Annotated in this window: 15 protein-coding genes, 1 tRNA gene and 1 other RNA gene; 6 read left to right on the forward strand and 11 right to left on the reverse strand. The window is 68.9% G+C overall.

The window, feature by feature from the left end:
* Positions 1–25: 25 nt before the first annotated feature.
* The 5 genes from EDD93_RS09295 to ffs all read right to left on the reverse strand — a co-directional run bounded on the left by EDD93_RS09295 (position 26) and on the right by ffs (position 7,663).
* Positions 26–1,489: a N,N-dimethylformamidase beta subunit family domain-containing protein gene (locus EDD93_RS09295; RefSeq protein WP_123524699.1), complete on the reverse strand. Its 1,464-nt coding sequence runs from the start codon at positions 1,487–1,489 to the stop codon at positions 26–28.
* A gap of 277 nt (positions 1,490–1,766) precedes the next feature.
* Positions 1,767–3,632, reverse strand: coding sequence for a hypothetical protein (locus EDD93_RS09300; protein WP_123524700.1), 1,866 nt, complete (start codon positions 3,630–3,632; stop codon positions 1,767–1,769).
* Positions 3,633–3,935: 303 nt separating this feature from the next.
* Entirely contained in the window at positions 3,936–5,186 is a 1,251-nt protein-coding gene (gene purD, locus EDD93_RS09305) for a phosphoribosylamine--glycine ligase (RefSeq protein WP_123524701.1), read from the reverse strand.
* A 67-nt stretch (positions 5,187–5,253) separates the two neighbouring features.
* Entirely contained in the window at positions 5,254–7,449 is a 2,196-nt protein-coding gene (locus tag EDD93_RS09310; RefSeq protein WP_123524702.1) for a DNA polymerase III subunit gamma and tau, read from the reverse strand.
* A 117-nt stretch (positions 7,450–7,566) separates the two neighbouring features.
* Positions 7,567–7,663, reverse strand: an RNA gene (gene ffs, locus EDD93_RS09315) — signal recognition particle sRNA small type.
* Between the two features lie 131 nt (positions 7,664–7,794).
* Between ffs and EDD93_RS09320 the strand changes: the two genes are divergently transcribed.
* Positions 7,795–7,882: transfer RNA gene (locus tag EDD93_RS09320), tRNA-Ser, on the forward strand.
* A gap of 271 nt (positions 7,883–8,153) precedes the next feature.
* Here EDD93_RS09320 and EDD93_RS09325 read toward each other — a convergent pair.
* The 5 genes from EDD93_RS09325 to EDD93_RS09345 form a co-directional block, all read right to left on the reverse strand.
* On the reverse strand, positions 8,154–8,741 hold the full coding sequence (locus EDD93_RS09325) for a class IV adenylate cyclase (protein ID WP_123524703.1): 588 nt from the start codon (positions 8,739–8,741) through the stop codon (positions 8,154–8,156).
* Between the two features lie 20 nt (positions 8,742–8,761).
* A complete protein-coding gene (locus EDD93_RS09330; protein WP_123524704.1) occupies positions 8,762–9,415 on the reverse strand; it encodes a bifunctional 2-polyprenyl-6-hydroxyphenol methylase/3-demethylubiquinol 3-O-methyltransferase UbiG in 654 nt (217 codons plus the stop codon).
* Positions 9,333–9,974 (reverse strand): hypothetical protein, encoded by a 642-nt coding sequence (locus EDD93_RS09335; protein WP_260255676.1) that lies wholly within the window; start codon positions 9,972–9,974, stop codon positions 9,333–9,335. The genes EDD93_RS09330 and EDD93_RS09335 overlap by 83 nt, the downstream gene beginning before the upstream one ends.
* The gene (locus tag EDD93_RS09340; protein WP_123524705.1) at positions 9,967–10,869 is read right to left on the reverse strand and encodes a radical SAM protein; all 903 of its coding nucleotides are present in this window, start codon (positions 10,867–10,869) and stop codon (positions 9,967–9,969) included. The genes EDD93_RS09335 and EDD93_RS09340 overlap by 8 nt, the downstream gene beginning before the upstream one ends.
* Before the next feature lie 108 nt (positions 10,870–10,977).
* Positions 10,978–11,670 (reverse strand): HAD family hydrolase, encoded by a 693-nt coding sequence (locus EDD93_RS09345; RefSeq protein ID WP_123524706.1) that lies wholly within the window; start codon positions 11,668–11,670, stop codon positions 10,978–10,980.
* Between the two features lie 97 nt (positions 11,671–11,767).
* Between EDD93_RS09345 and EDD93_RS09350 the strand changes: the two genes are divergently transcribed.
* Both EDD93_RS09350 and EDD93_RS09355 read left to right on the forward strand, forming a co-directional pair.
* Entirely contained in the window at positions 11,768–12,541 is a 774-nt protein-coding gene (locus EDD93_RS09350; protein ID WP_123524707.1) for an XRE family transcriptional regulator, read from the forward strand.
* The gene (locus tag EDD93_RS09355; RefSeq protein ID WP_123524708.1) at positions 12,528–12,995 is read left to right on the forward strand and encodes an NUDIX hydrolase; all 468 of its coding nucleotides are present in this window, start codon (positions 12,528–12,530) and stop codon (positions 12,993–12,995) included. The genes EDD93_RS09350 and EDD93_RS09355 overlap by 14 nt, the downstream gene beginning before the upstream one ends.
* Here the strand turns inward: EDD93_RS09355 and EDD93_RS09360 are convergent.
* Entirely contained in the window at positions 12,983–13,546 is a 564-nt protein-coding gene (locus tag EDD93_RS09360; protein ID WP_123524709.1) for an HD domain-containing protein, read from the reverse strand. The genes EDD93_RS09355 and EDD93_RS09360 overlap by 13 nt on opposite strands.
* Positions 13,547–13,829: 283 nt before the next feature.
* Between EDD93_RS09360 and EDD93_RS09365 the strand changes: the two genes are divergently transcribed.
* The 3 genes from EDD93_RS09365 to EDD93_RS09375 all read left to right on the forward strand — a co-directional run bounded on the left by EDD93_RS09365 (position 13,830) and on the right by EDD93_RS09375 (position 18,361).
* Positions 13,830–14,606 carry a hypothetical protein gene (locus EDD93_RS09365; RefSeq protein ID WP_148083846.1) on the forward strand — a complete coding sequence of 259 codons (777 nt, stop codon included), beginning with the start codon at positions 13,830–13,832 and terminating at the stop codon, positions 14,604–14,606.
* Positions 14,603–15,889: a 7-cyano-7-deazaguanine synthase gene (locus EDD93_RS09370; RefSeq protein ID WP_123524711.1), complete on the forward strand. Its 1,287-nt coding sequence runs from the start codon at positions 14,603–14,605 to the stop codon at positions 15,887–15,889. Before EDD93_RS09365 ends, EDD93_RS09370 begins: the two co-directional genes overlap by 4 nt.
* Positions 15,890–16,327: 438 nt before the next feature.
* Positions 16,328–18,361 carry a protein kinase domain-containing protein gene (locus EDD93_RS09375; RefSeq protein WP_260255901.1) on the forward strand — a complete coding sequence of 678 codons (2,034 nt, stop codon included), beginning with the start codon at positions 16,328–16,330 and terminating at the stop codon, positions 18,359–18,361.
* Positions 18,362–18,621 lie beyond the last annotated feature (260 nt).

The raw sequence follows: 18,621 nt of genomic DNA on the forward strand, positions 1-18,621 counted from the left end.
TCTCGGGGGCGGCCGGCTCCGGGCCTCAGGCGCGCTTGCAGATGCGGTCGAGGAGGTTGGCGGTGGCCCGCTGGATGCGGGGATCCACATGTCCGGGGCGGTCCAGGGCCGGGGACCAGGCGAAGGTGCCGGAGGCGAAGACGAGCGCGCCGGACGGGGCCCGGTAGAGGGACGTCTCCTGGTGGCGCGTCACCCCGTCGCCGTCCTGGTACGGGGAGTGGGCGAGCAGGATGCGGTTGTCGTGCTCGGGAAGCGTGGTGCGCGGGAAGTAGCGGTCGGCCTCGCCCGCGACCAGGCCGTCGATCTCGTCGCCCTCGCCCGCACCGGTGGCGTCCCAGAGCCAGTGCTCCGCGTTCCGCACGACCAGCGGGTGGGGGTCCGGGACCCGGCCCGCGTACTGGATGCCGAGGAGCTGCTGCTCGGCGCGGTCGACCTCGCGCCAGAGGGCGGGCTTTCCCGGGCCGCGCCGCTTGCGGCAGGTGAGCAGCCGGTCGGGGACGCCGGAGGCCGACGGTGTGAGGCTGACCTGCCAGTACATGGTGTTCGCGGAGAGGAAGACCAGGGACGTGCCGTTGTCGCGGGCACGTTCGGTGGTGCGCCGCATGGGCACCGACCAGTACTCGTCGTGGCCGGGGAAGACCAGGCCCCGGTAGCGGGTCGGGTCGATCCGGCCGGCGTGCAGATCGCGGGTGTCGGCGTAGGCGATGTCGTAGCCGTAGCGCTCGGCCCAGCGGATGAAGTCGTAGGCGTGACCGACGTGCAGCGGGAGGCCCGCGCCCGCGTAGGGGCGGTCGAAGGAGACGGTGACCGCCGCGTCCTCCTCGCCCAGCAGCCGGCCCTGCTCGTCCCAGGCGTGGTAGAGGCTGGCGCCGGTGCGGCCGTCCTCCGGGTACAGGTTGTACGCCTGCCAGGTGATGTCCGGGAGGATCAGGAGCAGGTCGGCAGGCTGGTTGTCGCGGACCGTGAACGGGATGTGGGAGCGGTATCCGTCGACGGTCGTGAGCACGGCGACATAGGCGCCGATCGACCAGTAGGCGGGGATCTGGAGCCGCCAGGACTGCCACCAGTGGTGGCAGGACACCGTGCGGTCGGCGGTGAGGGGCGCGGGCTGGACGATGCCGGAGAGCCGCGGACTCGTGGTGATCTTGGCCGCGCCGTCGCCCCCGTAGTGGCCGATGCGGTAGATGTCCACGGAGAACTGCTGGGGTGGGTCCACGGTGATGTGGAAGTCGATCGCCTCACCGGGGGCCGCGGCGCCGGTGGAGCTGAAGCCCTTGATCTGCCGGTGCACGTCGTCGGCGGTACGGGTGCCGCCGCCGGTCGAGCCTCGGGGCAGCGTCGGATCGGCGTACCAGGGCACCACTTGGCCGGTGTCGTCGAAGTAGTTCTCGCTGCCGCGCAGCCAGGGGAGCGGCCCCTGCCCGAAGGGGTCGGTGACCGCGTGCGCGAGGGCACCTGATTCCCAACGACGAATCTGCTCCGCCCCCATAACGCGCTTCCCTCTCTCGGCCCCCGGAACAACATGTGATGCGCCGACTGTCAGCGCCGGTCCCCAGCACATCACATAACGCATCCACTCCGTCACCGTTCGTCGCGAATTAACGTTAACGGAACCTGATCTTCCGGGTATTGAACGCCGTAGACCAGCGATACGCCCCGATATCAGCCGAGTTGTGCACGCGAAGCTCCCGGAATCGGGCCGGAGAACCGCTCGAGGGCCATGGATCCCCCGGGCCCTTTCGGCCACACCCGGGTTCGGACCTGTTTCAGACGAGGCGCACGGGTTTGTCGGTGCGCACGCCGACCGAGGCGAGCCAGGAACGCAGCGGGCCCGCGTCGCCGTCCTCGACGAGGCTGAGCACCGGAGTGCCGAGATCGGACCGGCGCTCTCCGTCGACCAGCAGCGTGGGCCCGTCGAGCCAGTCGAGGCCGGGGGCCGCGCCCGCCGTGTCGACGGCGGCGCAGCAGACCATCGCCGCGACGTGGTCCGCGAGCAGCTCGGTGCCCGTACGGGGCGGCTGGAGCGGGAACAGCGGGAGGGGGTCGGGCCCCCAGAAATCCAGCACGTCCCCGCCTGAGCCGCCGGAACCGTGGGAGCTGTGGGAGCCGGGGGCACCGCCGGTGTTGCCGGAGCCCTGGGCGTTGCCGGAACCGTTGGCCCCGCCGGAAGTGGTGGCCCCGCCGGATGGCGGCTGGGCGTTCTGGCCCTCTGCGTGCGCCCCGTCGTCGGCGCGGCTCCGCGCCTGTTCCTGGTCCCGGCTCTCGTCGCGGGCCACCGCGGCACTGATCCCCGCCGCGAGCTCCTCGCCGCTGTCGTTTGCCGCGGACAGATGCTCGACGACGCGGGCCAGGGTGGGCACCGCGGCACCCGCGGCATCGGATGTGCCGGCGGAGGCCGCGGGCGGTACGCCCATGTCGTCCAGGACACGGTGCAGACGGGCCGCCTCGGTGCGCCACTTCCGGTCGACGACTTCTTCCGGGTACTGCTGCCAGTCCACCGGAGCCCAGCCGGGCCCCGGCTCCGCCGGACCGCCGTGGAACAGCCGTGCGGCCAGCAGGGAGGCCGCCTCGTCGGCCGCTCCCGGCTCCTCCAGGAGGTCACAGGCGGGCCGCTCTCCCAGCCGGGAGGTGAAACCGTCGGCCAGCCGGTCGCGGCGGGACAGCTCGGTGAGGGCGGAGACGACTCCGGCGTCCAGCCGGGACGGCCAGCGCCCCATCCGCCAGGCGGGCAGCGCGACCCGGGTGAGCAGCCGGTCCCAGCCCGCGTACGCGAGCCCCACCTGCTCCTGGGCGACGATCCGCAGCCCGTAGTCCACCGACTGGGCGCGGGTGGACGCGGCTGCGGCCACGCCGCGCTCCATCTCGGCGGCGTGGGTGTGACAGCTGCGCAGCAGCAGCCGGGCGATCCGGCCGATGAAGGCGTGCGGCAGCCGCAGTACCTTGCGCACCGGCCCCTGGGCGGGGACTGCCGCGTCGGCGACGACCCCGTCGAGTCCCCGGACGAAGCGCCGGGCGGCGGCTATGTCGGGGTGGGCGGCGGGACCGGTGCCCGCGACGACCGGGGCGAGCACGGCGCGCAGCTCCGCGACCCGCATCCACCAGAGGAACGGCGAGCCGATCACCAGCACGGGCGCGGCCTGCACTCTGCGGCGTCCCGGACCGGCCCCCGGCCCGCCCGGATCGCGGCGGGCGGCTTCCCTGGCCGCACGGTCGGCGGCCGGGTGGGTGCGGTCCTCCAGCCAGCTGTCGCAGTCGGGCGTCAGCGCTATGGCCGAGGGCGCGGGCACGCCGAGGCGCTCGGCGAGATCACGGACCAGCCGGTAGAGATCGGGGGCCGCCTTCTCGCTGAGCGGGACGGTCGGGCTGACCGCCGGCCTGGCCCGTACGACCGCGACGGCGACGGCGGCCGCGATCAGCAGGGCGAGGACGGCGCAGGCCGTCACGGCCCAGCTCACCGCCGCCCAGCCACCACCGTCGACGAATCCGCGCGCACCTGCGGCGAACAGCACGACGGCGACGGCCGCGGGCAGCAACGCCACTGCCGTTGCCCTGCTGCGGATGCGCAGCAGGGCCAGCGCGCGGGCGCGCGCAGCCTGCGCACCCAACTCCTCACCTGTACCGGTAACGGACACGGCTGGATGTCACCCCCTCTGCCCTCGCGACGGTGTTGCTCACTCCCCCACTGTGGCACCCGTCACTGACATCGCAATGCCGGTGGGCCAAGTGCCGGAAAGCTTGCGCCGCACCCTAGTTGGGGCTTCGGCGGGCGTCATCCGGATGGCTCAGCCGTCACTCGATGGAATGGCTTTGGGTAAAGCTGCTGACGCGCCGCCGCCCATGGGGCAACGGCGCGTCGGCAGAGCTCGGACCTCGGCCGGAACAGCAGGGTGCGGGCCGTCGCCCCCGCTGCGGCGGCTCCCCTCCCGGTGGGCGGATCAGGCCTCGGCGGCCTTCTTCGCGATGTCCGTACGGAGCTGGGAGCCGTCGAGCCGGATCCGGGCCGCCGCCGCGTAGGCGCGTTCGCGGGCGCCCGCGAGGTCCTTGGCGGTCGCGGTCACGGAGAGCACCCGGCCGCCCGCGCTGACGACCGCGTCGCCGTCCTGCCGGGTCCCGGCGTGCAGGACGTACGCATGCGGGGCATCCTGTGCCGCGACCTCGTCGAGGCCCTCGATCGGGTCACCCGTTCGCGGGGTATCCGGGTAGTTGTGCGAGGCGATGACCACGGTGACCGCGGCGTCGTCGCGCCACTTCAGCGGCGGCAGCTCGTCCAGGGTGCCGTTGGCGGAACCCAGCAGGACACCGGCCAGCGGGGTCTTCAGACGGGCCAGGACCACCTGGGTCTCCGGGTCGCCGAAGCGCGCGTTGAACTCGATGACCCGTACACCGCGCGAGGTGATCGCGAGACCCGCGTACAGCAGCCCGGAGAAGGGCGTACCGCGGCGGCGGAGCTCGTCGACGGTGGGCTGGAGGACGGTCTGCATGACCTCGTCGACCAGCTTGGGGTCGGCCCACGGCAGCGGGGAGTACGCGCCCATGCCACCGGTGTTCGGGCCCTCGTCGTTGTCGAGAGCGCGCTTGAAGTCCTGGGCGGGCTGCAGGGGCAGCACGGTGGTGCCGTCGGTGATCGCGAAGAGGCTCACCTCGGGGCCGTCGAGGAACTCCTCGATGACCACGCGGTCGCAGGCCAGCGCGTGGGCGCGGGCGGCGTCGACGTCATCGGTGACGACGACACCCTTGCCGGCGGCGAGACCGTCGTCCTTGACGACGTACGGCGCACCGAACGCGTCGAGGGCCGTCTCGATCTCGGCGGCCGTGGCGCAGACGTAGCTCCGGGCGGTCGGGACGCCCGCCCCGGCCATCACGTCCTTGGCGAACGCCTTGGAGCCCTCCAGCCGGGCCGCCTCGCCGGACGGGCCGAAGCAGGGGATGCCCGCGGCGCGCACGGCGTCCGCGACCCCGGCGACAAGCGGTGCCTCCGGGCCGACGACCACCAGCTCGGCACCCAGCTCGGTGGCGAGGCGCGCGACGGCAGCGCCGTCGAGGGCGTCGACCGGGTGCAGTTCGGCCACCTCCGCGATGCCGGCGTTGCCGGGGGCGCAGTACAGGGCGGTGACGTCGGGGTCGAGGGAAAGAGAGCGGCACAGGGCGTGTTCGCGGGCGCCGCCGCCGATGACGAGAACCTTCACGGGGTGGAGCCTAGCCGCCGGGGCAGTGCGCCCTTGACGGGCGTCCGTGGACACCGGGGCGCCCTGCCTACTCGTTGTTGAACTCCTCAACGACCGTGGCACCCAGCTCGCGGACGATCAGCTCGTGGCCGGAGAGGGCGGAGTCGACCATGTCCGGGTCGTCCGCCTCGGGGGTGTCGTCCTCGGGCGCCACCGAACGGGGCGGTGCGGGAGCGTTGTACTGCGGGGGCGCGGGCTCCCCGGCGGGGTCGCCGCCGCCCTGCTGCTGCCGCTCCTGGGCCGGCCGGGGCTCGTACTGCTGCTGCGGCGCGGCAGGCGCCGGCCTCTGCGGTGCGGGCGGGGCCGCAGGACGGCCGCCGAGGGGCTGCGGGGGCTGCCCGGCGCCACCCGACGGGTCGACGATCGCCTCGATCTTCCACTGGGCGTTGAACCGCTCGGCCAGCGCCTGCTTCAGCACGTCCTCGCTGCCGCTGCTCGTGAAGTTGTCGCGGGCTCCCGAATTGAGGAAGCCGATCTGGAGGGTGGCGCCGTCGAAGCCGGTCACCTGGGCGTTCTGGCTGAGCAGGATCCAGGTGAACCTGCGGCGGTTCTTGACGGCCTCCAGGATGTCGGGCCACATGGTGCGCACCTGTCCGGCGCCCTGCGTCACGCCCGGGGCCGGTTCGGGGGCGGCGGGCCCGGGAGCGGGCGCGGACGCGGCCGGTGCGGCCGGTGCCGGAGCGGCGGCCTGTGGGGCCGGTGCCTGGCCGGGGGTGGAGGCGGTCGGCCAGCCTCCGGGGCGGCGGCCCTGCTCGGGCGCGGCCGCGGCGGGCCAGGCACCGGGCCGCTGACCGGCTGCCGCGGCGGGCGGCGGCTGGACGGGCTCGGCAGGCGGGGCCGCGTGCACCGGGGCGGAGGGCTGGGCCGGGGCGGACGGCGGGGCCGGCGGCGGGGCGTCCCCGCGAGCGGCGGCACGCGCGGCGGCGGGCCCCGGCCCGGCGTCCGGCTGGGTGGGGGCGGGGGGCTGCGGGGCCTGTGCGGGCTGCGGGGCGACGGGGGCGTGGGCCAGGGCCTCGGGCCCGGGGGCGTACCCCATGGCGGGCCCCGGTCCGGTGGTGGCGAAGGACGCGCCGCGCTCCAGCCGGTCCAGCCGCGCCTGCAGTGAGCGCTCGTCGTCGAAGGCCGCGGGCAGCAGGACCCGGGCACAGATCAGCTCGACCTGGAGCCGGGGCGAGGTCGCCCCGCGCATCTCGGTGAGCCCCTCGTTGACCAGGTCGGCGGCGCGGCTCAGCTCGGCGGCCCCGAAGACGGACGCCTGCGCCTGCATCCGCTCGACGACATCGGCGGGGGCGTCGATGAGCCCCTTCTCCCCGGCATCCGGCACCGCGGCCAGGATCACCAGGTCACGCAGCCGCTCCAGCAGGTCGGCGACGAAGCGCCGGGGGTCGTTGCCGCCCTCGACCACCCGGTCCACGACCTCGAAGGCCGCGGCCCCGTCACCCGAGGCGAAGGCGTCCACGACGGAGTCGAGCAGCGAACCGTCCGTGTAACCGAGCAGCGACGTCGCCATGGCATACGTCACACCGTCATCGGCGGCACCGGCCAGCAGTTGGTCCATGACCGACATCGAGTCCCGCACGGAGCCGGCACCGGCGCGCACCACCAGCGGGAACACCCCGTCCTCGACGAAGCTCTCCTCCTTGGCGCACACCTCCACGAGGTAGTCGCGCAGCGTCCCCGGCGGCACGAGCCGGAACGGATAGTGGTGCGTACGCGACCGGATGGTCCCGATGACCTTCTCGGGCTCCGTGGTCGCGAAGATGAACTTGAGGTGCTCCGGCGGCTCCTCGACCACCTTCAGCAGGGCGTTGAACCCCGCCGACGTGACCATGTGCGCCTCGTCGATGATGTAGATCTTGTAACGACTCGACGCGGGCCCGAAGAACGCCTTCTCCCGCAGATCACGGGCATCGTCCACACCACCGTGCGAAGCGGCGTCGATCTCGATCACATCGATCGATCCCGGCCCGTTGCGCGCGAGGTCCTGGCAGGACTGGCACTCCCCGCAGGGTGTGGGCGTGGGCCCCTGCTCACAGTTCAGACAGCGGGCGAGGATGCGCGCACTGGTCGTCTTGCCGCAGCCGCGCGGACCGCTGAACAGGTACGCGTGATTGACCCGGTTGTTCCGCAGGGCCTGCTGCAAGGGGTCAGTGACATGCTCCTGACCGATGACCTCGGCGAACGACTCGGGGCGGTAGCGGCGGTACAGCGCAAGGGACGACACACATACGAGGCTATAGGGGCGGACCGACAACCGGTCCCGGGCCGGGCGCACCACCGGCTCCGAGGGCCCAGCCACCGCGAGAACCCGGGCGCCGCACGTACCGGAAGACCCCGGAAACGTAAGGACCCCCCACGCACCCGCCAGAGCCAACCTACCCTTGCTGCCTTCCGGCCCTGGGGGAGTTCAGTCAGATAGCGCCACGTGAGGGGCTGACGCCCACCTTAGCCGATCCCCGCCCCCGCAAGTCCACCTCCCCACCCCTCACGACCCGACCGGAACCGCCGCCGGCAGCTCGAAGGGGAACGGGTTCGCGAGCACTCCTCAACGTCTTGTATTGTTTGCCCCGGAGGATTCGCCTAGTGGCCTAGGGCGCACGCTTGGAAAGCGTGTTGGGGGCAACCCCTCACGAGTTCGAATCTCGTATCCTCCGCCATTGCTCTCACCGGGCAATACGTCGAAGGCCCCCGCAGCTTGCTGCGGGGGCCTTCGACGTTGGCGGCGCAGTCCTCACCAACGGGCTGCCGACAGCTACAGCCCGTTCAGGGCCCCACGGCACACGCCGCAGAACATAGCCGTGCGGCGGCCGTACCGGCGCATCATCGGTGTCTGCAGCAGCGGGCAGAATCGCCGCGCGCGAACTCGGTGATTCCGGGTATGACCCGAGCATTGACGCCAGTTCCATGGACACAGCTCGGTCCCCAAGATCACTCGCTCGGGACAGCTTCCCTGACCGAAGCCCGCTTGCCGGCGTCGGCGAAGAGGAGCGTGGGCTCGGCCAGGATGTCCCTGCCGGCCTCGCTCTTGTAGATCTCGTCGACACTGCCGAATCGTGCCTCGGTGTAGTCGAGGTCGAGCAGGACGGCTGCCTGGCGGACCGATGCCTCGTCGGGTCCTTCGATCTCGACGAAGGTGGGGAGGTCCGGCCAGGTGTCGAAGTCGAAGGCGACTTCGCCCAGGCGCCACTCCTCGCGGTAGTTCTCCTGGTAGCGGACTTCGCGCAGGCCGACGTTGCGGAGGATCTCGGCCATGGCGTGCAGGTCGGACACCTCGGTCTCGATCTCGGTGGTGCCGTCGATCGTCGTGGAGTCGGTGACCTGCTTCAGCGTGAGAGTGGAGCGGGTGGCCTCGTCCCTCAGGCGGACCCAGGCGCCGCCTTCGAGGGCGTCGTTCTCGAAGATCTTCCGGGTGAGGAGGGTGCGCGGAAATGCCTGGACGGCTCCGAGCGCCGTCAGTTTGGCCTGGAGGCCGTCGACGTCGACGGCGAGGAACTTGGCCTCGTACTCGTGCTTCATATGTCCTTCTTCCCGTAGCTCTAGGAGGGGGTGGACGCGCGGGCTGCGAGGAGAAGGCCCATGCGGTGGTTGTGGTCCTGCAGCTGTCCGACGTGCGCCTGCTCGGTGAACTCGTTGGTCCGCAGTGTGAGCAGGACGTCCCAGTCCCCGATGAAGTAACGCCGCAGTTTCTCGGGGGATGTGTAGTGCTCCAGCACGTGGTGGCGTTGCGTGAGGGGCATCATGAACTCCGCGCCGAACAGACCGCCGGGCCGGACCAGGCGCTGCATGCGGTCGACGAACTCGCCCAACGGCCGGTGGTGGTTGGCACTGTAATGCCACGAGCAGCTCGTCCAGACGGCATCACAGGGGGCGGTGACGGGTTCGGAGGCGAGGAAGTCCTCCTCCACGACCTGGACACGGTCGTGAAGCCCTTCCTGCTTCAGCCGCTCGATCATGCCCGTCGCGTGACCGGTTCTGCCACCCGGGAGTTGGACCTCGCCGCCGTGGAGGGCGAGCGGGTCGCGCTCGATGGCGATGACGCGGTAGCCGGCCGCGGCCAGCGGTACGACGAGTCTGCCGTCGCTCGCGCCGACGACCGTCACGGTGGAGTCAGGCTCCGTGCGCTCCTTCAGCGCTGCGAGGAACTGCGGAAAGAAGGTGAGGGTGTGCCGCCACATGCTTGGTGTCTCCACTGGCTTGCTCTCCTAGCGGGTGGGTGCTCAGGACGGCTCGGAGTACCTCGTCAGGGGTGAGACCGGTGGTTTTCACTCGGTGCATCGGGAACGAGGCGTAGGCGTCGGTGATCTTGTCTGCGGTGATCTCGGCGAAGGCGTCCCAACGCGAGACAGGCTTGTCGCGCCTGGCGAGTCGGCGCTGACGCTCGTCCTCCGCGCAGACGAGGTAGTAGGTGACGGGACGCGGGATGCCCGGTGGCAGGGACACGGAGAGGTTGGTTCCGAAAGCGCGGTGGTTGGCCAGGCACCGCGCGAAGTAGCTTTCGACCACGACGGGGATGCCGGCAAACAGGTGCCGCTGGATCTGATCGGCCGCGGTGAACAGAGCCGAGAGGTAGAAGCACATGCGGGCCTCTACATTGGCCAGCCGGTCGACCTCCTGCCGCAGTGCCTGGTAGGTAGGCGGCACGGTCGGGACCAGCACCGCGCCACGGGCGGCCGCGAGCATGGGAGCGAGCGTCGATTTACCGGTGCCGCGGAGCCCTTCGACGCTCTCGAACGACGCCGGGTCAGACACGTCCGTACACCACGTCCGGCACCGCGAGGGTGAGTTCGTCGGTGGCGGACGGCCGGTGGTCGATGTGGTCGGTGAGCTTGTCGTACCAGAAGGCGTGCGAGTCCTTGCCGACAGCCTTGCAGGACATGGTGAGCGCGCCGCGCGGGTCGGCTTCGATCCGCTCGATCTCCACAGGGCCCCCGGCGGGGAGGCAGGCGTCCGGCGCACCGAGCTCGGACAGGTCCTCGTCGAGGATCACCTCGATGTCCAGCTCGGCCGAGGCCAGGCCCTCCCGGAGACGGGTGTAGGACGTGGCGTCGTTGACGAGGAGCTCGGGGTGATCGGCTGCGTTGCCGACCGGGCGGAGGCAGTGGAGTTTCAGCTGCTCCACCCCGTAGTGCTGTAGTGTGCGGGCGAGCGGCACGACCTCGTCGATGTTGCGTGAGGTGACCGTCATGGTCGCGCCGGCGCGGACGCCGAGCTGCTGGGCGATTTCGAGTGCGCTCAGAGCACTTCGGTAGCTTCCGAACTTCCGGATCTTGTCGTTGGTCGTACCGATGCCCTCCAGCGACACCCGGAGCAGGTCCAGGTCGGGGGCGATCTCGGCGAGCCGGCGCTCGATCCGGTAGCCGTTGGTACAGACCTCGACCTGCATGCCCAGGTCCCGCTTGGCGTACCGGACGACCTGGGCGAGGTCCCGGTAGACGAACGGCTCGCCGCCCAGCAGGGTGACGGCCTCGGTGCCGTACTCGTCACGCATCAGCGTGAGGAGGTTGACCGCCTCGTCCGTGGTGAAGGCGTCGGCGTGCTGGAGCCGTTTGCCGTGGAAGCAGTGCAGGCATTCGAAGTTGCAGCGATAGAGCAGCTGCAGGTACAGCATCCGGATCCTGCGGATCCCGGTGACTTCGCTGATCACGAGGGTCTCCTTCGAGGCGCTTGCCTGGTGGGAGACCTGATATTGGCGGGACACGCACGGACCCCGTCACCGCGTATAGGGACGCTCCGAGGACGTCCTGGGACGTTTTCAGCGTGCGGAGAGCGCCTCCAGGATCCCGAGCACACGGCCGGTGTCCGTCAGATCGGGCAGAACCGTACGGGCACCGGCTTCTGCCAGCTCTTCGGTGCTGTGGACGCCGGAGGCGACCGCGATGATCTCGGAGCCCGTGGAGAGCGCGGCCTCCACGTCCCTCGGGGTGTCTCCGACCAGCACGACGGGCACGCCATCCGGGGCGCCCCGCAGCCGCTGGGCCCGCTCCCGGGCGACAGCGACCAGGTCGGGGCGCTGAAGTGCATCGGCCCCGTAGGCGCCGACCGGCAGGTCGAGGAGGGGATCAAGGCCGAAGGCCGCGACCTTCACGCGGGCGTTGTCCGCGATATTGCCGGTGAGCACCGACGACACCCAACTGTTGCGCACAGAAACCTCCTTCAGGACCTCCCGCACGCCGGGCAGGGCCGTCCCCCGCTGGCTGAGGGCGTGGAGACGCGCCTCACCTGCACCGGCAAGCGCCTCCTCGACCGCTGCCCAGTCCGGCTCGACCAGGCCGTTCCGCTCGAACATGTCGCGCATGATCAGCCGGTCCGTACGCCCTTCCGTCCGCGCCGGCCCCGCGGGCGCCCTTTGCGCCAGGGCCGTGAAGGCGGCGGCGTAGATCTCCTTGCTGACCCCTGAATTCTCGATGAGGGTGTGGTCGATGTCCCACAGGACGATGAGCTCCATGCATCCAGCGTAAATACAGCGGTCACGGCCTCTTCCTTCTGTGGAACGTCCCGAAACGTCCTTGCCGCTCCTGACCGTCTCGGCTTGTATGGCGCCTGTGAACGAGCGATTGCACTCCGTGCTCGCCCAGCGCGGCATCCCACCCGAATCACTCGCCGAAGTCTGCGAGGTGGACCCCAAGACCGTTGGCCGGTGGCTCGGCGGACGCGTTCCCCATCCTCGCCACCGCTTCCGCGTCGCCAAGCACTTACGGGTCGAGGAACTGTTCCTCTGGCCCGCGCCGGCGCCGAGCACGTCGCAGCAGCTCACCGATTCAGGGCAGGAGCTGGTCGGGACCTACCAGAACCGGGCGAGCGTCCCGCGCGACACGTGGCTGTCGCTGCTCAACGGCGCCCAGGAGCAGATCAGCGTCCTCGTCTTCTCCGGCACCTTCTTCGCCCAGTCCAACCCGCACGTCGCCAAGATGCTCGCCGAACGCGCATCAACCGGGGTGCAAGTGCGGCTCTGCTTCGGCGACTCGGAGGGACGGGCCGCAGCAATCCGGGGCCACGAAGAGGGAATCGGCGACACACTCGCCGCCAAGATCCGCGCCTCCCTGACCTACTACCGGCCCTTGTTGTCCGAGACCGGCTGTGAGGTGAGGCTGCACGACACCACGCTCTACACCTCCATGTTCCGGTACGACGATGATCTTCTGATCAACCCGCACGTCTGGGGCCAGCCGGCCAGCGCCAACCCCCTTCTCCATCTCCGCAGAGCAGACACGACGGGCTGGTTCGACAACTACGCTCAGAGTTTCGAAGCTGTCTGGGCCACCGCACGGCCCTGGACACCAGACCAGGAGGGGCCCTCGCCACATGGGCAGGACTGAGTACTACAACGACCCCAAGGCCCCCAAGGCGAACACGCTCATCCCCGCCAACAACCTGCTCGTCGTCGACGACAACGGCGCCATACTCCTCCAGCGCCGCCGGGACACCGGCCAATGGGCCCTGCCGGGCGGCGCACAGGACATCGGCGAGACGGCGGCCCAGTGCGCCGTGCGTGAATGCCTGGAAGAGACCGGAATCATCGCCGAGGTCACGGGCTTTCTGGGGGTCTACACGAACCCGAAGCACATCGTGGCCTACACCGACGGCGAGATCCGCCAGCAGTACGAGAACACCTACATCGGCCGGCCCGTGGGCGGCGAGCCCACGATCAACGACGAGGCCGACGGCGTCCGCTACGTCCAGCCGACCGACCTGGACCAGTACGACATCCACCCCAGCATGCGCCAACAGATCGGCGACTACCTCGCCGGCACGTACCCCTACCTGGGCTGAGCAACCAATGCCGCTTCCACCCGGCCGACGGCTGCACGGATGTCCGGCTCCGCCCTGCGAATGAACCGCCCCACGAGGCTGTCCACCCCGTAGCGGCTCACGATCTCCGCCACCCGCTCAGCTGCAGTGGTTCTCTCGCCATCGGGCGTCGTTGTCATGTCGCAGTACACGAGCGCGTCCACAAGTAGCCCCTCATGCAGCAAGGGGAACTCGCGTACCAGTACCTCCATCAGCCCGCGCTCCTCGGCTTCCAACAGCGCAAACGAATGGTTCGCCACCAACCGGACCAAGCGCTCATCAGCACCGTGCTCGTCCCGGAGGAACCGGGCCCCGTCGAGCGGATGGAAACCCGTCTCGGCCAGCCGAGGTGCGTAGCCCACGTCGTGCAACACCGCCCCAGCAATGAGCAGCTCAGCGTTCCCTGCCAGGGCCGGACTGAGCACTGCGGCACGCGCCGCCACACCCTGCGAATGGGCCCAGCGTCGAGGAAGCACGTCACAGAGCTCCTTCTCAGCTACCTGCGTCGCCCACTCCAGCATCGTTTCGTCCATGGCTCGTTCGATGCCCAGCAAGGACCAAGATCAGTCACTGGCATCGAACACCACAGCGCGAATCATGCTCGGCACGGTAATGCGCCGCGCAACGCCCTGTACGGATGGGCTCCCGAAGCCGCGGCGACGCGGCCGAGGAAATCTGAGCTCCGTAGCCCAAGGTAGTCGGCCGGGATGAGCCCCCTGAACTGGCAACGAGTATGGCCGAGTTGCGTTCTATCTGCGCCCTTGTGTTCCTGCTCCCATAGCAAGGGGACACCATCAAGCCGAGGGGGTCGTTGGCATGGGCACATCCACACGCTGGCTGGGTCCGGGGGGCCGGTCAGGTACGGCAGCCGAGTGGAGCGCCATAAGCAGTCGGCTGTCCAGATGGAACAGCGAAGGACCGCAGGCCGAACGGCTTCTCGACAAGATCCTCGATGACTATCTGGATGTACTGCACCGAACCATGCGCGAAGACCATTCCGCCTTCGGCCTCGTCGACGCCGCGACCGAGGCCGGCTACCGCCTTGCCGACGCCATGGCCACGATGGCTCACGACGGCCCAAGGGCTTCTGCGGACGACTTCCTGGCCCGATTCACCGACGAAGTAGGCGGGAGCGGCAGCACGATCACCGACGCAGCGATACGTCGGGCCGCGACGGACACGGCCGAGCGGCTTTTGGAGCGACAGAACGCAGAAACCAGCGGAGGGGAAGCAGCGGGCGGACGTCTCACCGGGGATCTGCTGTGCCTGCTGTACCAGTGGTTCTTTGCGGACATCGTGACCGAGTTCCTACGTTCGGTCATTGCCGAGAAAGTCAAGCTCGTCGTGCCTGTCCTGCACGTTCTCGACCCTGGTGATCACGTGGCCGACTGGGCCGCCGACAAGGTCGTCTCGCTGGTACCGAATCTTTGCGAGGAGGAGGCCGAGTCCGCGGAGACAGTGATCGCAGACCCTGGCGGCTCCCTACCCGACATCGCCCGGAGCCTGGTCCCCGGCACGGTGGGCAAAGTGCTGGGTCTGGTCGTCGAGGACGTACGGGAACACCAGGAAGGCGCCCAGGAGGCATCCGTATGACGGCCACCCATCGCCCCTACTTCTGGATCGAGCCCGGCGGGGCAAAGTCACCCGCCGGATGGCAGCCCCTGAGCGACCACAACTACTGGGAGGCAAAGTCCCGCGCCCCGCAATGGCAGTCCTTCCTGGGCTCTGCTCCTTCCTGGGCGGACGACCTGCACCGAGTCGGCCGTGCGGTCTTCGCAGCAGACAAACATTCCCGCCGTGATGCCTCCTTCGACCGCTGGACTCGCCACATGCGGCTCTCCATACCCGTCGCCGCATACGAACGCTGGCAGTCCGTCCGACCGCTTCTCACTTCCCTGCTGCGAACCATGACCGCCGACCGGTGGGATGTGGAATTCCGTGAAGCCGACTTGGCCACCAACGTGCCCTTCACCTTCGACCCGGACTCCAGGGCCGGAGAGGTCGCCTTGTTTTCCGGAGGTCTGGACTCCCTGAGCTGGGCGGCTCAGCGCGCCTCTTTCCGTACATCCGAAGAGCTGCTGCTCATCTCCTTCGGTGAACAGAACTTCGGGCACCTTCAGGACTCCGTATATGACGGCATCTACAGGCGCCGCGCCCGCCCGGTCCGCCGCATCCCCCTGAGCCAGAACGTACGCATCCAGGACAGGGAAGAGGGAGACCCGGCCCCGGAGCGCACCACCCGCTCTCGTGGCTTTCTCTACGCGACCGCCGCCGTCCGCGCGGCAGCCGCCGAGGGCGTCCCCTTCGCGCACATCCCCGAGAACGGCCAGCTCTCCATCAATCCGCCCCTGACCCCCGCCCGTGCCGCCGCCTGCTCCACGCGATCCGTCCACCCCTGGACGCTGCATCTGCTGAACCGGCTGATCGCTGCCGTGGCAGACGGAACTGTCGTACACCTCCAAAACCCGCTCGCCCACCTCACCAAGCGCCAGGTCTGCCAGTCCGCGCTCGATGCCGGCCTCACCCCCGCCGACCTCGCCGCCACCCTGAGCTGCGGCACCCCTCCCAAGCACCGCCCGCATGGCTCCGGCCTCGCCAACTGCGGTCATTGCTACCCCTGCCTGGTGCGCCGCGCGGGCCTGTTCGGCATGGACCACACTCCGTACGACTACGACCCCTGGGATCCGAGTCTCAGCTGGGACCAAGCGGAACACTGGCACGCCCTGCAGAGCTGGCTCGCTGCCTCCTACTCCCTCCGAGACCTGATAGCCGACACCCCGCTCCCTCCGGACACGGATACGCAAGCCACGCTGGCCGTTATCAAGCGGGGGCGCGAGGAGCTATCGGAATTGGGGGAGATCGAAGGCAAGGCTTGATGCCGGCGCCGATCCCGCGCTGCGTACCTTCGTGATCACCATCGCGTCCGTGAGCAACTGCTTACAAGAAGCGTAATTCGCGCTCGCCACCAGGGGGCACCGACCTCTGAGGTGAGGTCGGTGCCCCCGGTCGCGGACGGGCCGTGCGCTGCTGACAAATCAACCCGACCCACTGGCAAGGCAACTCCTCTCGATCTCCTGCTCGGTGAAGGTGGGTGTCCGCTGTCATATTTGGCACCTACCTGAACCCAGGGCTGCTACGGCCTCGGCCGTCCGCGGTGCTTCCGACGCGGGCAACCGACGCAGTCACAGGGCTCAACCTGGTGTCAGACCCGTTCTGTAGCCTGGCTGATGGTCGCGACCAACGCTGAACGGGGTGCCATGGCCGAGCTAGTGAAGGAAGCAGCGCGATTCTATTGGGCTGCGCGCGAGAGGCGCATGCAAGGAGCCATTCGCGGGGACGCCTCTGCCAATGGGATCTCAGCGATCAGAACAGGCGGCAGGTTCGATGACCTGGTGACAGCTTTGATCGGTGCCCTTACTGAGCACGGAATCGACCAATCATGGATTCGGGTCGGTCGGGCTGCCGAATTCCCAGGCTCTTACGGTCTCGGCCGTTCGGCATGGGACGTAGCCATATTCAGGGATGATATCCCCCTAGCTGCCATCACCATTAAAACGCTCGGCGGCCCCGGCTACGGAAATAACTTCAACAATCGCATCCAAGAGCTGACCTCAAACGCTTTCGCAGTCAGGCAGCACGACGGCCAGAGCATCGAGAGATTTCGCCCATACCTTGGCATCTTCTTCCTTCTCGAAGAGGGAAAAGGCGCAAATGCCCCCCTACGGATACCCCAGGGAATCTCCTACAAGGAGCGACTGGGTGAAACATTCGCCCAGTTTCATAGCGACGGTCTTTACGATGGCGTCGCCTACGTGTCTGCGAGCAAAGGCGAAGACCCTTCGTTTGAAGAGCCCCGTCCAGACATGTCAGTTAAGGGCTTCGTCGACGGTCTGAGCACGCGAGTACTGTCGTACTCTGCGGCGCTGTCCGCGGCAGGCTCGACCACGAGCACTACCGGGACACACACACCTTCCACACCGTCAACGCGCTTCCCGGAGGGCCTCAGCCGCTACAAGGAAATTCTCCTAACTGCGTCCGGAGATCGGAACGCATACGCGCTCGATCGCCTGCCGATGGGAGAGGGGGGCCAGGCTCAAGTATTTCGCGCCGTTCACAAGCATTCAAAGACGGAGGTAGCCTTCAAGCGTCGCCGATCCAAGCGAGACCTTGCTGTTGCTCGAATGCAGCGCGAGATTGAGATATCTCGCCTACTGAGCACCCATCCGCACGCTATGCCAGTTCTCGACGCCGAGCCGGACGGCGCCTGGTTTGTAATGCCCGTGGCTGATGCGACGGCAGAAGACCGTCACGAGCAGCTCCGAGACCCTGATCAGCTCCGCGACCTAGTGCATTCCATGACATCCGTGCTAGCTGAGGCACACAAACGGGACTGGGTGCACCGCGACATAAAGCCCTCCAATATCCTCCTTCTCCAGGAGCGCTGGGTCCTCGCCGACTGGGGAATCGGGCGCAGACCTCGGGGGCAGACAACTATGCCTGGTCGGACAGGCCACTACATCGGTACCGAGGGATTCGCTGCACCTGAACTGTCCGTGGACCCTCATGACACCACCACTCATGCAAGTGACATCTATAGCCTTGGGCGCGTGATCGCTTGGGCGCTCACCGGCAAGACGCCCCAGGCGAACGTGGTCCTGCTCCCACCCGCCGGCCCATGGCGCAGCATCGTCAGGGCTACCACGCAGCCTGACCCCGCACAGAGGCCCCAGAGCATCGAACAACTACTCACTCTGATCGCACGGGAATTCAGCGTGCCTCAGAGCCCACCCGTCGAACAGGCGGCAGCGCTGTTGGCCTCCGCCAGTACAGGCGACTCCGCCTCCATCGGCGCATTCCTCGTGCTCATCTCGGACTATCCCGACGACTACGACCTGTATCTGAACGTCCTGACCCAGCTCCCTCCCGCGCTCGCGGCGCCGCCCCTGTCCCGCGCCCCCCAGCAAGCCAACGCACTAATGCACGCATTCGCTGAACATGTGGGTGGAGATGGCACGCGGCTGGTGCAGTTCGGTGAGGCAGCGCGTGCTGTCTCCTGGCTTCACGCTGTATCTGCACACGCAGCCGAGCGGAGCGAATGGGACCTGCTAGATGAGGCCGTTCGTACGATGTGCAAGTGGGATGAGTCCTGGAATCAGTGGGACCCTCAGGGCGCGATCCGACCTTGGTTGCGCTCGCTCGACGGAGACGCCGCAAGCATCGTGGCATCCGCGTTCCGAGACCATCCGGATTCAGCAGGCCACTTCGCAGGGCTTGCTGACGAGCAGGGAGTCGACCTGGGCATAAGGCAGGCCATCCGGACCGCCGCTGGAACGCGTCGCAAAGCGTGACCAGCCGGGTCGGCCGTCGCTCGATGCGGGTCGGCATCCGCACAGTGGTCCGCTTCTGCGGTCTCAGTCCTGGTCTCATTCACCTCCGTCCGAGACTGTTCAGACAGGGCTGGTTCGCGCACTCCACCGCAGGTCAGGACAGGCGCAGCCTCCCCCGAACCCCCAGACGAACATTTGGAAAGCGTGTTGGGGGCAACCCCTCACGAGTTCGAATCTCGTATCCTCCGCCATTGCTCTCACCGGGCGAGGGCGAACTTCTG

It is taken from the genome of Streptomyces sp. 840.1, from assembly GCF_003751445.1.
GTDB lineage: Bacteria > Actinomycetota > Actinomycetes > Streptomycetales > Streptomycetaceae > Streptomyces.

What these genes read in the sequence shown, in the direction of transcription:
- EDD93_RS09295 (WP_123524699.1), bottom strand. Translation starts at nt 1,489, where the DNA reads ATGGGGGCGGAGCAGATTCGTCGTTGGGAATCAGGTGCCCTCGCGCAC.
- EDD93_RS09325 (WP_123524703.1), bottom strand. Translation starts at nt 8,741, where the DNA reads ATGAAGCACGAGTACGAGGCCAAGTTCCTCGCCGTCGACGTCGACGGC.
- EDD93_RS09345 (WP_123524706.1), bottom strand. Translation starts at nt 11,670, where the DNA reads ATGGAGCTCATCGTCCTGTGGGACATCGACCACACCCTCATCGAGAAT.
- EDD93_RS09355 (WP_123524708.1), top strand. Translation starts at nt 12,528, where the DNA reads ATGGGCAGGACTGAGTACTACAACGACCCCAAGGCCCCCAAGGCGAAC.
- EDD93_RS09360 (WP_123524709.1), bottom strand. Translation starts at nt 13,546, where the DNA reads ATGGACGAAACGATGCTGGAGTGGGCGACGCAGGTAGCTGAGAAGGAG.
- EDD93_RS09365 (WP_148083846.1), top strand. Translation starts at nt 13,830, where the DNA reads ATGGGCACATCCACACGCTGGCTGGGTCCGGGGGGCCGGTCAGGTACG.
- EDD93_RS09370 (WP_123524711.1), top strand. Translation starts at nt 14,603, where the DNA reads ATGACGGCCACCCATCGCCCCTACTTCTGGATCGAGCCCGGCGGGGCA.
- EDD93_RS09375 (WP_260255901.1), top strand. Translation starts at nt 16,328, where the DNA reads ATGCAAGGAGCCATTCGCGGGGACGCCTCTGCCAATGGGATCTCAGCG.